At 65.0% G+C, this 14,544-nt stretch carries 9 protein-coding genes and 1 riboswitch; of the genes, 5 read left to right on the plus strand and 4 right to left on the minus strand.

Translation table 11 applies throughout. The features are described 5' to 3' along the window. The first annotated feature begins 1,517 nt into the window (after positions 1 to 1,517). The gene (locus CupriaWKF_RS24630; protein WP_276098122.1) at positions 1,518 to 2,786 is read left to right on the plus strand and encodes an IS256 family transposase; all 1,269 of its coding nucleotides are present in this window, start codon (positions 1,518 to 1,520) and stop codon (positions 2,784 to 2,786) included. Between the two features lie 467 nt (positions 2,787 to 3,253). Here the strand turns inward: CupriaWKF_RS24630 and CupriaWKF_RS24635 are convergent, their stop codons facing one another. Then, on the minus strand, positions 3,254 to 4,831 hold the full coding sequence (locus CupriaWKF_RS24635) for an aldehyde dehydrogenase (NADP(+)) (RefSeq protein WP_276101060.1): 1,578 nt from the start codon (positions 4,829 to 4,831) through the stop codon (positions 3,254 to 3,256). Between the two features lie 145 nt (positions 4,832 to 4,976). Further along, positions 4,977 to 5,714, minus strand: coding sequence for a FadR/GntR family transcriptional regulator (locus tag CupriaWKF_RS24640; protein WP_276101061.1), 738 nt, complete (start codon positions 5,712 to 5,714; stop codon positions 4,977 to 4,979). A gap of 187 nt (positions 5,715 to 5,901) precedes the next feature. Between CupriaWKF_RS24640 and gudD the strand changes: the two genes are divergently transcribed. The 3 genes from gudD to CupriaWKF_RS24655 all read left to right on the plus strand — a co-directional run bounded on the left by gudD (position 5,902) and on the right by CupriaWKF_RS24655 (position 10,134). After that, the gene (gene gudD, locus CupriaWKF_RS24645; RefSeq protein ID WP_276101062.1) at positions 5,902 to 7,263 is read left to right on the plus strand and encodes a glucarate dehydratase; all 1,362 of its coding nucleotides are present in this window, start codon (positions 5,902 to 5,904) and stop codon (positions 7,261 to 7,263) included. A gap of 58 nt (positions 7,264 to 7,321) precedes the next feature. Next, positions 7,322 to 8,329 carry a tripartite tricarboxylate transporter substrate binding protein gene (locus CupriaWKF_RS24650; protein WP_276101063.1) on the plus strand — a complete coding sequence of 336 codons (1,008 nt, stop codon included), beginning with the start codon at positions 7,322 to 7,324 and terminating at the stop codon, positions 8,327 to 8,329. A gap of 312 nt (positions 8,330 to 8,641) precedes the next feature. Then, positions 8,642 to 8,741: riboswitch (glycine riboswitch) on the plus strand. A 142-nt stretch (positions 8,742 to 8,883) separates the two neighbouring features. Beyond that, complete coding sequence (locus CupriaWKF_RS24655) at positions 8,884 to 10,134, plus strand: D-amino acid dehydrogenase (RefSeq protein ID WP_276101064.1); 1,251 nt, start codon at positions 8,884 to 8,886, stop codon at positions 10,132 to 10,134. A gap of 3 nt (positions 10,135 to 10,137) precedes the next feature. On the opposite strand, the gene CupriaWKF_RS24660 is transcribed toward CupriaWKF_RS24655, so the two are convergent. After that, positions 10,138 to 11,625 carry a sigma 54-interacting transcriptional regulator gene (locus CupriaWKF_RS24660; protein WP_276101065.1) on the minus strand — a complete coding sequence of 496 codons (1,488 nt, stop codon included), beginning with the start codon at positions 11,623 to 11,625 and terminating at the stop codon, positions 10,138 to 10,140. A 288-nt stretch (positions 11,626 to 11,913) separates the two neighbouring features. On the opposite strand from CupriaWKF_RS24660, the gene CupriaWKF_RS24665 reads away from it, so the two are divergent. After that, positions 11,914 to 13,305: a GntP family permease gene (locus CupriaWKF_RS24665; RefSeq protein ID WP_276101066.1), complete on the plus strand. Its 1,392-nt coding sequence runs from the start codon at positions 11,914 to 11,916 to the stop codon at positions 13,303 to 13,305. Positions 13,306 to 13,419: 114 nt separating this feature from the next. On the opposite strand, the gene CupriaWKF_RS24670 is transcribed toward CupriaWKF_RS24665, so the two are convergent. Continuing rightward, entirely contained in the window at positions 13,420 to 14,544 is a 1,125-nt protein-coding gene (locus CupriaWKF_RS24670) for an ABC transporter permease (RefSeq protein ID WP_276101067.1), read from the minus strand.

A 14,544-nucleotide genomic window follows, 5' to 3' on the forward strand; every position in this document is an offset into this window, starting at 1 on the left:
CATCCGCAGGCAGGACATTGACTTCTACCGTGGGGGGAGGCTGCTGACGTTCATGTCCCTGACCACAAGGGAAAACACGTAAAGTCCTGGCGCAGACGGTGTGAAGCTTGGGCTGACTGTCATCACACCCGTCAGTGTCACGGTGGCTGGGCCAGAGAGTTGTGACCACGCGTACGTCAACGGTTTCTGAGGGGAGGCCGGGGCATAGCTCCTTCGGCCATCGAGTACGATGCGGTCACCGACTTCGCCTTCCCGGTTGGAACCTGCATTCGCTATTGGCACGGAGATGCCCTCCAGTAAGATAGTGCCGGCGAGGGTTGTTGCACTCGTCAGCGCACCTATCACGAGAGCCAGCGCGCCAAGCCATGAAGGTTGAAGTCGATGCAAAGTTATTCTTCCTCTCGGAAGGCGGGTAAAGGTTCACCGGCCCTGCCGTCAAGGTTGCCTTCAAGCGGGCGCGGCCAGGAGCCAGGCCCAAGTCCGTTCTACCTCTTGCTGCTCTCAGTCCCTGTGTCTGTAGTTGAGCGTTGCCGGGGCGCTCTTTTCTAAAGATTAAGTACCACGGATTCAGGAGGGCGCCACCAGCGGTGTTGGCCGGCACGATGACATCGCAAGCCTTTGTCTTGATGTTGCAACGCCGCAGCTGTCCTGCCGTCAAAGGGTTCTGGCCATTACTTGAGATGGGAATGAACAGGTTGCCTCCGGGCCCAAAAAGGATTGCATCCGCGAAGGCTCTAGGTTGGGGTGGTGTCCACAACTCGAGCTTGTCACGCTGGGCGCCAGTCTTGCCATCAAGTTGGAGGATTTTATCGGTGTCGCTCGCATCCGCTCGTAAGCTGGTGACCCACAGATTGCCTGAGCTATCAAAGACTAACCCGTTAGGTCGATGTAGGTTCGGAACAGTTGCAGTGGATGCGAATACATCGACAAGAGTCTTCGTGCTGGCATTGAAACGCAAGATGTAGCCGACCACGGGGTCAAAGTGTGGGTCTGATGGGTCGAGGCAACGTTCGGAGGGACATTTCGACTGAGGGAAAAGACGGCTAACGCTCTAGGGGTCGGGGTTGCTCGTTGGACCGATGTTGTACCGGCAGCCCCAGACTATCTTTAGTGGAGACGCATCAACGTCATGTTTTGCCTCCGGCACCACTGCCAACGGGATTCGAGTCGTTGCGCTAGCAGGCGGAGGCGTGTGACAGCAGGCGGCTGCAAGAGTGGCTTTGGGGGTGGTACTCTTCGCTCACCCCGATACAACGGGTTGCATTGGGGGCACTTTGAACGCAGCTGCACGCAGAACTCCACTGCCGGCCTCCAAAGTTGTCAGTTGGTCACGGGTGGAGTGAAGAAAGGTAGGCGTTAGCGAAGGCGAGGTATTTTCTGCGCCCGCTCTGCGCAGACCTCGTCCATTTCCTTGGAAGAGCGCGGAGAGAACATGGTCTCCTAGCGCTAGGCCCCGGATGCAGAGCCTGTCAGATTTTTAGTGTGCCGAGGTCATGAGACGATTACGGAAACGTCCAATGACCGACACGACAGTGAACAAGAAGAGCAAGAACCCGAAGGCACCGAAGCTGTTTCCCGATGAGCTGATCGATCAACTGCTGGCCCAGGTGCAGAGCAAGGATGCCGAGTCGATCCTGGGCGAATCGGGCTTGGCCGGCCAGCTCAAGAAGCAGTTGGCCGAGCGTATGCTCGCCGCCGAGTTGAGTCACCATCTGGATAACGAGGCCGAGCAAGGCAAGACCGGCAACCACCGCAACGGCACCAGCCCCAAGACGGTCCTGACGCCCAACGGTGAGCTGAATCTGGATATTCCGCGCGATCGGCAGGCGACGTTCGAGCCCCAATTGGTCGGCAAGTATCAACGCCGGCTGCCTGGCTTCGACGACCACGTCATCAGCATGTATGCGCGCGGCATGAGCGTGCGCGAGATTCAGGGCCATCTGCTGGAGCTGTACGGGCTGCAGGTATCGCCCGATCTGATTTCCACGGTCACCGACGAGGTGCTGGCTGACGTCGAGCAATGGCAGCAACGCCCGCTCGAGGCCATGTATCCGATCGTGTACTTTGACGCGCTACGACTGAAGATTCGCGACGAAGGCACGGTCAAGAACAAGGCGGTCTATCTGGCGCTGGGCATCCGCGCCGACGGCCGCAAGGAAGTGCTAGGTCTGTGGATCGAGCAAACCGAAGGCGCCAAGTTCTGGCTGAAGGTCTTCAACGAACTGAAGAACCGCGGCTTGCACGACGTCCTGATCGCGGTGGTCGACGGCTTGCGCGGCTTCCCCGAGGCGATCGAGGCGGTCTATCCGGCCGCGCAAATCCAGACCTGCATCGTGCATCTGATCCGCAATTCGCTGAATCTGGCGAGCTGGAAGGACCGTAAGCCGTTGGCTGCCGCGCTCAAGCCGATCTATCAGGCCGCCACGGCCGAGGCGGCGGCCGCAGCGCTCGACACCTTTGCGGGAAGTGAGTGGGGACGCAAATTCCCTACCGTCGCGGCCATGTGGCAGCGCCAATGGGAACAGGTGATTCCCTTCTTCGTCTATCCGCCTGAGGTGCGTCGAATCATCTATACGACAAACGCCATCGAGAGCATGCACATGCAGTTGCGCAAGATCGTCAAGAATCGCGGCCACTTCCCCAGCGACGAGGCCGCCAGCAAACTGCTGTATCTGGCCTTGCGCAACATCGAAAAGGATTGGAAGATGCCACCTATCACCTGGCGGCAAGCAGTCAATCAGTTCGCCATTCTGTTTGGCGAGCGATTCACCTCCGCCATGAGCTGAGATTTTTTAACCGACCTCAGCACACAAAATTCCTGACACCTCCCGGATGCACGCTGTTAGATTTACTGACTACCTACGTCCAGGCGGTGCTACAGGTTAGCTCGCCCCTTGGATGGCAAATGTGTAACAACAACTTGCCTTTGCCGACCCTCAACCTACAGATGCAAGGTATATCTTATGAAAAGTTTATTCGGTGCCTTATCACTGAAGTGAGAGACTGGAATACAACTACGAATGTTTTCGACCTCCTTCCAAACGGATTCATAAAGAAAGGCGTGCCCCCCACACCCCAAGCCTTGTTCGAAGAGTATCGCAAGCCTCGAATCATTGAGGCTTCTAGAGAGTGGTCACGCCAAGAGATATTCAGAAGGTTGCTCGAGGTGCGCCGGCGCTCGCGCTCGGCGGCCAGGGCGGACGCCGAGTTGTTCGCGCTGCTCGATATGCTGTTCTGACCGTGCGCGGCAAGCTCAGGCGCGTGCCGGCTCGCCGTCCTTCAGCCGCCACAGCGCCAGCGGATTGCCGTCCTGCAGCGCGGCCGGCAGCAGTTCGGCAGGCACGTTCTGGTAGCACACCGGACGCACGAAGCGGTCGATCGCGGTGGTGCCGACCGAGGTCGTGCGCGTGTCGGACGTGGCCGGGAAAGGCCCGCCGTGGACCATGGCATATGACACTTCCACGCCGGTCGGATAGCCGTTGAACAGCACGCGTCCGACCTTGCGCTCCAGCAGCGGCAGCAGTTGCGCGGCCACGGCGTAATCGCCGCGGTCAGCCTGGACGGTGGCGGTCAGCTGGCCCTCCAGTTCGCGCGTGACGGCGAGCATGTCCTCGACATCGCGGCAGGCCACCAGCACGGTGGACGGGCCGAACACTTCGGCATGCATGCGCGGGTCGGCGATGAAGTGCTGCGCCGTGGTCTCGAAGACCGCCGCGCGGGCCTGGTTCGGGCCCGTGCTGGCCTGGCCGCTCACGATACGCGCGAGGCCGTCGATGTCCGACAGCTTGCTGATGCCGTGTTCGAATGCGTGCTGGATGCCCGGCGTCAGCATGGTGCCGGCCGGCTTTGCCGTCACGGCAGCGCCGGCTGCCGCGCGGAACCTGTCGAGTGCCGGGCCTTCAAGGGCGAGTAGCAGGCCGGGGTTGGTGCAGAACTGGCCCACGCCGAGCACCAGCGAATCGGCCAGGTCGCGCGCGATGGCTTCGCCGCGTGCCGCCAGCGCTTCGGGCAGCAGGAAGACCGGGTTGATGCTGCTCATTTCCGCGTAGACCGGGATCGGCTGGCCGCGGTTGCTGGCGACCTGCATCAGTGCCAGGCCGCCGGCGCGCGAGCCGGTAAAGCCCACAGCCTGGATGGCCGGATGGGCCACCAGTTCCGTGCCGACGGTGTGGCCTGCGCCGGTCAGCAGCGAGAACACGCCTTCGGGCAGGCCGGCATCGGCCACGGCCTGGCGGATCGCGCGGCCGACCAGTTCGGACGTGCCAGGGTGCGCGGGATGGGCCTTGGCCACCACCGGGCAGCCGGCTGCCAGGGCCGAGGCGGTGTCGCCGCCGGCCACGGAGAAAGCGAGCGGGAAGTTGCTGGCGCCGAACACGGCCACCGGACCGATCGCGATCTTCTGCATGCGCAGGTCGGGGCGCGGCGGCGAGCGCTCGGGCAGGGCGCTGTCAAGCGTGGCAGCCTGCCAGCGGCCGGCACGCAGCACGGTGGCGAACAGGCGCAACTGGCCGGTGGTACGGCCGCGCTCGCCTTGCAGGCGGGCGAGCGGCAGCGCGCTTTCGGCGTGGGCGCGTTCGATCAGAACGTCGCCGAGCGCCTCGATCTGGTTGGCAATCGCTTCGAGGAAGCTCGCGCGTTGCTCGGGCGAGGTCGCGCGGAAGGTATCGAATGCCGCTTCGGCCAGGTCGCAGGCACGCGCCACGTCAGCGCTGCTGGAACCGTGGAAGACCGGTTCCAGGGTCTCGCCGGTGGCCGGGTTGATGGCGTAGAAGGGTTCGTCGATGCCGTACACGGCGCTCGCGCCGATCAGCATTTCGCCGGTAATCGTCATGTCTGGGTTTCCTGCAAAGGGAAAAGAGGAGCGGAGGCCGCCGTCGAACGGAGCGGTCCGTTCAGGCGTGCCGCGGCGGAGGTTTCATCTCGTAGGACATCATATGACATGAGGCGGTTGACCGCAACCGCCCGGCTGCGGCCGCTCAGGCGGCGGCCGACGCCTTGCGCAGGCGCTCGCGGCTATTGGTCAGGTGCATGCGCATGGCGGCCTTGGCGGCTTCGGGATCGTGGCGCTCGATCGCGTCATAGATATTCTCGTGCTCGAAATGCACGCGTTCAAGGTACTGGGCGCGTTCCTGCGCATTGACCTGCAGGCGGCTGCGCGGGATCAGCATGGTCCCCAGGTGGCCCATGATGTCGGTGAAATAGCGGTTGCCGGTGGCGCGGGCGATGGACAGGTGGAACTCGAAATCCGCGCCGACGGCGTCGCTGCCTTCCGTGGCGCTGCGCTCCATGGAGTCGAGCGCGCGACGCATGGCGGCAAGCTGCTCGTCGCTGCGGCGCGTCGCGGCCAGTCCGGCTGCCTCGGCCTCCAGGCTGACGCGGAACTCCAGCATGGCCAGTACGTCCATGGCAGTGCCCATGGTAGCGGGGTCGATGCGGAACGGCGACGACGTTTCCGCCGGGCGCGCCAGCACGAACGTGCCAATGCCGTGGCGGGTTTCCACCAGCCCGCTGGCCTGCAGGCGCGACAGCGCTTCGCGTACCACGGTTCGGCTTACGCCGAAGCTGGCCATGACCTCCGACTCGGTGGGCAGCTTGTCGCCCGGCTTGAGCTGGCCCTGGCGGATGCTTTCGGTGAGGCCGCTCACGACTTCCTCGGCCAGCGTGCGGCCGCGGCGGCGCAGGGGTGCGGGAGGAGTCATCTGGGCGTCGGACATGGGCGTGCGAAGGGCGTAGGGAAATTGCGGCCTTGACCTGGCCGGAATGTGGTCATTATACTCGGTTGTAAGTCATACGACGACTGATAACGTATGCTGTGAGATCGATGATGCGCAGCCAGCGATATATGCCGCGGCCCACGCCGCCGCGCCAACGAACGCCAATCAGATTCTGGAGACAGCCCGCATGAACGCTTCACAAGCCGCCAGCCAAGGTGACCATCCCGCCACGCCCGTCGTGACCGAACTCACCGTGGTGCCGGTCGCCGGCCACGACAGCATGCTGATGAACCTGTCCGGCGCGCATGGCCCGTACTTCACCCGCAATATCGTCATACTGCGCGACAGTGCGGGCAACACTGGCGTGGGCGAGGTGCCGGGCGGGGAGGGCATCCGCCAGACGCTGGAAGATGCCCGGCAACTGGTGGTGGGGCAGCCCATCGGCCAGTACCAGGCCATGCTCAACCGTGCGCGCGCCGCCTTTGCCAGCCGCGATGCCGGCGGCCGTGGCCTGCAGACCTTCGACCTGCGCATTGCCATCCATGCCGTGACGGCGCTGGAAGCCGCGCTGCTGGACCTGCTCGGCAAGCACCTGCAGGTGCCCGTGGCGGCGCTGCTCGGCGAAGGCCAGCAGCGCGACGCGGTGGAAATGCTCGGCTACCTGTTCTATATCGGCGACCGCCGCCGCACCACGCTCGACTACCGCACGGAGCCGGAGGCCGGCAACGCGTGGTTCCGCCTGCGCAATGAAGAGGCCATGACGCCCGAGGCCATCGTGCGCCTGGCGGAAGCCGCCTACGAGCGCTATGGCTTCAACGACTTCAAGCTCAAGGGCGGCGTGCTGCGCGGCGACGAGGAGATGGAGGCGATCCTCGCGCTGCACGAACGGTTCCCGAAGGCGCGTGTCACGCTCGACCCGAACGGCGGCTGGCTGCTCAAGGACGCCATCCGCCTGTGCCGCGACAAGCATGGCGTGCTGGCCTATGCGGAAGATCCGTGCGGCGCCGAAGACGGCTACTCGGGGCGCGAAATCATGGCCGAGTTCCGCGCGGCGACCGGACTGCCCACGGCGACCAATATGATCGCCACCGACTGGCGCCAGATGGGCCACGCGGTGCGGCTGCAGTCGGTCGACATCCCGCTGGCCGACCCGCACTTCTGGACCATGCAGGGCTCGGTACGGGTCGCGCAGATGTGTGCCGAATGGGGCCTGACCTGGGGATCGCATTCCAACAATCACTTCGATATCTCGCTGGCAATGTTCACCCACGTGGCCGCCGCCGCGCCGGGACGTATCACTGCCATCGACACGCACTGGATCTGGCAGGACGGCGAGCACCTGACGCGCGACCCGCTGAAGATCGAAGGCGGCATGGTGCAGGTCCCGAAAACGCCGGGCCTCGGCGTGGAGCTCGACATGGAGGCGCTGGCACGCGCTCATGCGCTTTACCAGGAAAAGGGCCTGGGCGCGCGCGACGACGCGATCGCCATGCAGTTCCTGATCCCGGGCTGGAAGTTCGACAACAAGGCGCCCTGCATGGTCCGCTAAGGGACGCGTCGGCTGGCCCGGCAGGCAGCGACCAATCAAACCTCAACAGGAGACAACAATGATCGATCTTTCCACGCTGCTGCGCCGCTGTGCCGGCGCGGGCATGGTCCTGGCAGCGGTAGCGGCCGTGACCGTCGCGAGCGGCGCGGCCACGGCGGCCAGCCCGGCCTGGCCGCAAAAACCGGTTTCGGTGGTGGTGCCGTTCCCCGCGGGCGGCTCGACCGATACCATCGCACGCATGCTGGCCGTGCCGCTCAACGAGAAGCTGGGCCAGCCCTTTGTCGTGGATAACCGGCCCGGCGCGACGGGCGCGATCGGCGCGACCTTCGTCAAGCGCGCGCCGGCGGACGGCTACACCATGATGGTGGCGTCGATCGGCGTCTATGCGGTGAATCCGTTCCTGCAGAAGAACCTGTCCTATGATCCGGCCAGGGACTTCGACCTGCTCACCGTGGCAGTACGCGCGCCCAATGTGCTGGTGGCCAACCCGAACTTCCCGGCCAAGACCATGCAGGAACTGGTCGGCTACATGAAGAAGAACCCGGGCAAGGTCGCCTTCGCGACCTCGGGCGCCGGTTCGTCGGACCACCTGACTGCGGCCCTGTTCTGGCAGAAGAGCGGCACCGAGGGTTTGCACGTACCGTACAAGGGCGGTGCGCCGGCCATCTCCGACCTGCTCGCCGGACAAGTCGATGTGTCGTTCCAGAACATCAACGCGGTGATCCAGCATATCCGCAGCGGCAAGCTGCGCGCGCTGGCGGTGACGTCCGACAAGCGCGCGGCGGTGCTGCCGAACGTGCCGACCATGGCAGAAGGCGGCGTGAAGGACGTGGAAGTCTATTCGTGGCAAGGTGTCGCTGCGCCGCGCGGCCTGCCGCCCGACGTGAAGAGCCGCCTGCACGGCGCGCTGGTCGGCGCGCTCAACGAGCCGAAGATGCGCGACAAGCTGGCTGAAAGCGGCTTCGAAGTGGTGGCCAATACGCCCGAGCAGTTCGTGCAATTCGAGAACCAGGAGCTCAAGCGCTGGAAGTCGGTGATCGAGCAGGGCAAGATCACGATCGAGTAGTAGGCAGGCGAGTCATCTTGCCGGTCCCGCTGCCGCAAGGGAGCGGGGTGCCTCGACAAGGGCGGCCATGAGGCCGCCCTTGTCATTTCCGCCGGCCGCGAGCGATGCCGCGCATTTGTTTGCAGCAGTTTTGACTGTCGGGGAACTTCGGTCGCGGATGCGATGCTGGCGCAGGGCGTGATCTGAGGGCCTTGGCCTGGGCGTTGCTAGGGATAACCCGATTCCCCGCGCCCGGGCACTTCCAGATATCATCGCCATGCGGCCAGGTTCAAAGCCTGCCGCAAAGCGGCGCCGGACCAACCCCCGGCGCCGTGCGACCTCGCAGGAGAGACCGGAACGCCGCCAGGCAGGTCCGGCGCCGACGGAGCAACCGCCCCGGAAACTCTCAGGCACCAAGGACTGTGGCGTCGCAAGTACAGATCTGGAGAGAGGCGCTTCGCGCCCACCGAAGGGGACGGCATGGCCTGGCCATGTCCAAGCTCTCAGGTACCGCGGACAGATGGGGCAGGGGACCGGCAACGGTCAAATTCATCCTTGCTTCAGGACAATCTGTCATGTCTCACATGCTCGTCATCGGCGCCGGCATTACCGGCGTCACGACCGCCTATACCCTCGCGAAACAGGGCTATCGCGTTACCGTGCTGGACCGTCACCACTATCCGGCGATGGAAACCTCGTTCGCCAACGGCGGCCAGCTTTCCGCATGCAACGCCGAGGTCTGGAACAATGCCGGCACGCTGCTCAAGGGCCTCAAATGGATGATGAGGCGCGACGCGCCGCTGCTGCTCAACCCGCGCCCGTCGTGGCACAAGTATTCGTGGCTCGGTGAATTCGTCGGCAACCTGCGCAACTACCGCGCCAACACCATCGAGACCACGCGCCTGGCCATTGCCGCGCGCCAGCACCTGTTCGAGATGGCCGAGCGCGAGCAGATCGATTTCAATCTGGAGCGCCGCGGCATCCTGCACTTCTATCACGACCGTCCCAGCTTCGAGGCCGCGGGCCGCACCAACCAGATGCTGGTGGAAGGCGGCCTGGAACGCTATGCCGTCACGCCGGAAGAGATCCGTTCGATCGAGCCGACGCTGCAGGGCAACTACTACGGCGGGTACTACACGCCGTCCGATTCCACCGGCGACATTCACAAGTTCACGCGCGGCCTCGCACGCGCGTGCGAGCGGCTCGGCGTGACGTTCGTGCATGGCGTGAACGTGAAGTCGGTGGACCTGCGCAAGGATGGCGTCACGATGCGCGTGGCCGCGTCGGAAGCCGCCGTGGCTTCGGGGCAGGCTGGCGGTGAACGCGAGTTCGCGGGGACGGCGGTGGTGGTGTGCGCCGGCGTGGGCAGCCGTCACATTGCGGCCATGCTTGGCGACCGGCTCAATGTCTATCCGGTCAAGGGCTACTCGATCACGGTGCACCTCGATGACGAGCGCAGCGTGAAGAACGCGCCGTATGTGAGCCTGCTCGACGAGAGCGCCAAGATCGTGACCAGCCGGCTTGGGGCCGACCGTTTCCGCGTGGCCGGCACCGCGGAATTCAACGGCGACAATCGCGATATCCGTGCGGACCGCATAGCGCCGCTGGTGTCATGGGTACGGCGCAACTTCGATATCGAGACCTCGCGGTCGGTGCCGTGGGCCGGCCTGCGGCCGATGATGCCCGACATGATGCCGCGGGTCTCGCGTGGCCGCGCCACGCGCGTGTTCTACAACACGGGACACGGGCACCTGGGCTGGACGCTGTCGGCCGCCACGGCAGCGATGATCGCCCAGACCATCGCCGCGAGCCATCCGCTTCACTGACCCTCAGTCCTCTGTCACCCCGGCCGGCGCCATGCGCCCGGCCGCGCGGTGCGCCACCAGCTTCTTGTAGAACGCCGCGCGGCTGATGCCGATGGCCGCGGCAGCGCGCGGTACGTTGCCACGGCTAGCGGCCAGTGCCTGCGACAGGTAGGCAGCCTCGTACTGCGCCATGGCGTCGGCGTAGCCCGGTGGCGCCGGCGTATCGCTCGCCGCGGGCACCGGGGCGGACGCAGGGGCCGGCGCCGTGACCGCGCGCCGGCCCAGCAGTGGGGCCAGCATCGACGCATCGACTTCGCCGCCGTCGTGCATCATCACCAGGCGCTCCAGCGTGTTGCGCAGTTCGCGGACATTGCCTGGCCAGTCGTGTTCGCCCATCAGGGCGAGCGCACAGTCGGACAGCACCGGCGCGTCGCGTTCGGTGCGCCTGCAGATTTCTTCGAGGATCGCGTAGGCAAGCGGCAGCAAGTCCGCTTGGCGCAGCCGCAGCGGCGGCACGCAGATCGGCACGACATTGAGCCGGTAGTAGAGATCCGCACGGAACTTGCCCGCTTCGACCAGCGCGGGCAGGTCAGCCGAGGTTGCGGCAATGATGCGCACATCGGAACGGATGATGCGGTTCGAGCCGATCGGCTCGATTTCCTTGTCCTGCAGCGCGCGCAGCAGCTTGCTCTGCAGCGAGAGCGGCATGTCGCCGATCTCGTCGAGGAACAGCGTGCCGCCATCGGCCAGTTCGAACTTGCCGACGCGTCCCTTGCGCTCCGCGCCGGTGTAGGCGCCGGGAGCGGCGCCAAAGAACTCCACCTCTAGCAGCGCTTCCGGAATCGCCGCGACGTTGACGGTGACCAATGGCCGGTCGGCGCGCAACGATCCCGCATGGATGGCATGAGCCAGCAGTTCCTTGCCCGTGCCGGTCTCGCCAAGCAGCAGCACGGGCGCATCGACCTGCGCCGCACGGCGCGCTAGGCGCTTGACCTCCAGCGTGGCCGGCGAATTGCCGACGAAGCTCGCAAACGTGTACTTGGCGCGGCGCGCCTGCTCCAGCGTGCGGCGCGTCGCGGCCAGCTCGTCGCGGGCGCGCGTGTAGTGGGACAGCAGCGGCGTCAGGGCCTTGAGTTCGTCGAACAGCGCGAAGCCCACCGCGCCCACGGTGTTGCCGTCATCGTCCTTGATCGGCAGGCGCATCACGATCATCGGCTCGCGCGCGGCTTCCATGATGTCGAGCAGGATCGGCTTGCCAGTTGCCACCACCTCGCGCAGCAGGCTGTTGGGAATGACCCGCTCGCAGTCGAGCCCGATCGCATCCCGCGGGTCGGCAAAGCCGAAGCGCGCCGCATAGCGCTTGTTGATCCACACCACGCGGCCGTTCACATCGACCACGATGGTGCCTTCGCTGAAATTCTCGAACGTGCGGAACAGCGACTCCATCGCGCGGCGCGCCACGGAATCGTAGTTGCCCAGTACGTTGTCCCCGGCTTCGCTCAGTGTTTCCATGTTCTTATTCTCGAATTGGAGACGAATAGTCTCACAAGCGAGCGCGATCTTATGGGCGGGATGTCCCGCACTGTCTCGAAATCAAGACGCGACAGGGTCGAAGCGGCAGGGAAACTGGCTGTAAGAGGCATATTCGTCACGTTTAATGCTGGCATGCTCCGTGCGAAGTCACCCGGTCCCCGGACGCGCGGCCTGGCCGCGCTGCCTGTCATGAATGAAATTGGCAGGGCACTTTCGGGCGCCGGGGCCTATATTTCCCAGACCAAGAACAATCCTCGCGGAGACTTCATGTCCTTTGTGATCGTCGTTGCTGCCCTTGCATTCCTGATGCTTGCCGCCTATCGCGGCTACAGCGTCATCCTGTTCGCCCCGCTGGCCGCGCTCGGCGCCGTGCTGCTGACCGAGCCGTCGGCCGTGGCGCCAGCCTTTACCGGCATCTTCATGGAGAAGATGGTCGGTTTCGTGAAACTCTATTTCCCGGTGTTCCTGCTTGGCGCCGTGTTCGGCAAGGTGATCGAGCTGTCCGGCTACTCGCGCTCGATCGTCGCGGCCGCCATCCGCTATATTGGCAGCTCGCGCGCGAACGCGGTGATCGTTGCCGTGTGCGCGCTGCTGACCTATGGCGGCGTGTCGCTGTTCGTGGTCGTGTTCGCGGTCTATCCGTTCGCGGCCGAGCTGTACCGGCAGAGCAATATCCCGAAGCGGCTGATGCCGGGTGCGATCGCGCTGGGCGCGTTCTCGTTCACGATGGATTCGCTGCCCGGTACGCCGCAGATCCAGAACATCATCCCGACCACCTTCTTCAAGACCACCGCATGGGCGGCCCCCGTCCTTGGCGTGGCCGGTGCGCTGTTCATCATCGTGGTCGGCCTGGGCTACCTGGAATGGCGCCGCCGCGCCGCGATGGCGAAGGGCGAGGGCTATGGCACGTCGCTGCTGAATGAGCCGGAACCGGTGGAGACGGCCCAGTTGCCCAACCCGCTGCTGGCCCTTGCGCCGTTGGTGCTGGTGGGTGTTGCCAACTTTGTGCTGACGCGCAAGATCCCGCAGTGGTACGGCGCCACCAGCGCGCTGGAACTGCCGGGGCTGGCCAAGCCGGTGACCATCCCGACCGCCTCCGTGGTTGCGATCTGGGCGGTGGAGGGCGCGCTGCTGCTGGGCATCCTGCTGGTGGTGGTGACCGCGTTCGGCACCGTGCGCCAGCGCTTTGCCGAAGGCAGCAAGACCGCCGTGGGCGGCGCGCTGCTGGCAGCCATGAACACCGCATCGGAATACGGCTTCGGTGGCGTCATCGCCGCGCTGCCGGGCTTCCTGGTGGTGGGCGACGCGCTGCGTGCCATTCCCAATCCGCTGGTCAACGCGGCGGTCTCGGTGAGCGCGCTGGCCGGCATCACCGGTTCGGCGTCGGGCGGCATGAGCATTGCGCTGGCAGCCATGGGCGACACCTTCATCCAGGGCGCACAGGCGGCCGGCATCCCGCTGGAGGTGCTGCACCGCGTGGTGTCGATGGCCAGCGGCGGCATGGACACGCTGCCGCACAACGGTGCGGTGATTACGCTGCTGGCCGTGACCGGCCTTACGCACCGCGAGTCCTATCGCGACATCTTCGCCGTCACCATGATCAAGACGATGGCGGTGTTCTTCGTCATCCTGGTCTACTACATGACCGGCCTGGTCTGACCATTTGCCGCATCAAAGCCCCTGGCGGTTCGCTGGCCTCTTGCGCTGACAAGGGGGAGCGGACCCACGCGATTCACCATACGTCCGCCGCGTGAGCCTGCCTTCTCCAGCGCCTCACGCCATCTGGCTGATCGTCTTCCGGAACCGGTTCAACGACAGCGCAAACAATACCGTCCCGATCCCCAGCAGCGCCAGGAACGGCTTCCAGACCACATCCAGCCCCGCGCCGCGAAACAGGATGGCTTGCCCGAGCGAGACGAAATGCGTGGTGGGCGCCGCCAGCATGATGTCCTGCACGATCTGCGGCATGCTTTCGCGCGGCGTGTTGCCGCCCGAGAGCATCTGCAGCGGCAGCAGGACCAGCACCATCAGCATGCCGAATTGCGGCATATTGCGTGCCACGGTCGCCAGGAAGATGCCCATTGCCGTCGTGGCGAACAGGTGCAGCGCCACCCCCGCCATAAATAGCAGCAGCGAGCCCTCGATCGGCACGTGCAGCGCGCCGCGCACCACCACCACCAGCGACAGCATGGCGGCCATCATCACCACCAGCCCCATCGACCACACCTTGGCCAGCATGATCTCGGTCGGCGTGACCGGCATTACCAGCAAATGCTCGATGGTGCCGTGCTCGCGTTCGCGGATCAGCGCGGCGCCGGTCAGGATGATCGACAGCATCGTGACGTTGTTGATGATCTGCGTGAGCCCGCCGAACCATGACTGCGTCAGGTTCGGGTTGAAGCGCGCGCGCAGCGCAAGGTCCACCGGCGGGGTGGCGACGCCCCGGTATCGCTGCACGAACTCGTTCACTTCGTCGGTGAAGATGCGCTGGATATAGCCGCTGCCGCTGAACGCCTGGGTCATGCGCGTGGCATCCACGTTGAGCTGCACGGCGGGCGCGCGGCCGGCCAGCACGTCGCGCTGGAAGTTGGGTGGGATGTCCAGCGTGAAGGTATAGTCGCCCGCGTCCATGCCCTTGTCCATCTGCGCGGGCGAGATCGGCCGCGGCGGCGCGAACTGGGGCGGATAGAACGCGGAGACGATGCGCTCGGCCAGCGGCGACGCATCTTCGTTGACCACCGCGATGGGCGCCATGTGCAGCGTTTCCGGCACGGCCGTGGCGCCGCTGTAGACCGACACGCTGAAGACGTAGAAGATCAGCACCAGCATGGTCGGGTCGCGCACCAGGCTCCAGAGTTCCTTGATGCCGAGGCGGTAGATAGTGGCCAGGTGCCGCAT

Source organism: Cupriavidus sp. WKF15 (assembly GCF_029278605.1).
Classification (GTDB): Bacteria; Pseudomonadota; Gammaproteobacteria; order Burkholderiales; family Burkholderiaceae; genus Cupriavidus.

Bases quoted from the DNA above. Each gene is read 5' to 3' on its own strand.
- gudD (WP_276101062.1), top strand. From the start codon at position 5,902: ATGAACGCTTCACAAGCCGCCAGCCAAGGTGACCATCCCGCCACGCCC.
- CupriaWKF_RS24635 (WP_276101060.1), bottom strand. From the start codon at position 4,831: ATGACGATTACCGGCGAAATGCTGATCGGCGCGAGCGCCGTGTACGGC.
- CupriaWKF_RS24660 (WP_276101065.1), bottom strand. From the start codon at position 11,625: ATGGAAACACTGAGCGAAGCCGGGGACAACGTACTGGGCAACTACGAT.
- CupriaWKF_RS24640 (WP_276101061.1), bottom strand. From the start codon at position 5,714: ATGTCCGACGCCCAGATGACTCCTCCCGCACCCCTGCGCCGCCGCGGC.
- CupriaWKF_RS24630 (WP_276098122.1), top strand. From the start codon at position 1,518: ATGACCGACACGACAGTGAACAAGAAGAGCAAGAACCCGAAGGCACCG.
- CupriaWKF_RS24665 (WP_276101066.1), top strand. From the start codon at position 11,914: ATGTCCTTTGTGATCGTCGTTGCTGCCCTTGCATTCCTGATGCTTGCC.
- CupriaWKF_RS24655 (WP_276101064.1), top strand. From the start codon at position 8,884: ATGTCTCACATGCTCGTCATCGGCGCCGGCATTACCGGCGTCACGACC.
- CupriaWKF_RS24670 (WP_276101067.1), bottom strand. From the start codon at position 14,544: ATGCGGCACCTGGCCACTATCTACCGCCTCGGCATCAAGGAACTCTGG.
- CupriaWKF_RS24650 (WP_276101063.1), top strand. From the start codon at position 7,322: ATGATCGATCTTTCCACGCTGCTGCGCCGCTGTGCCGGCGCGGGCATG.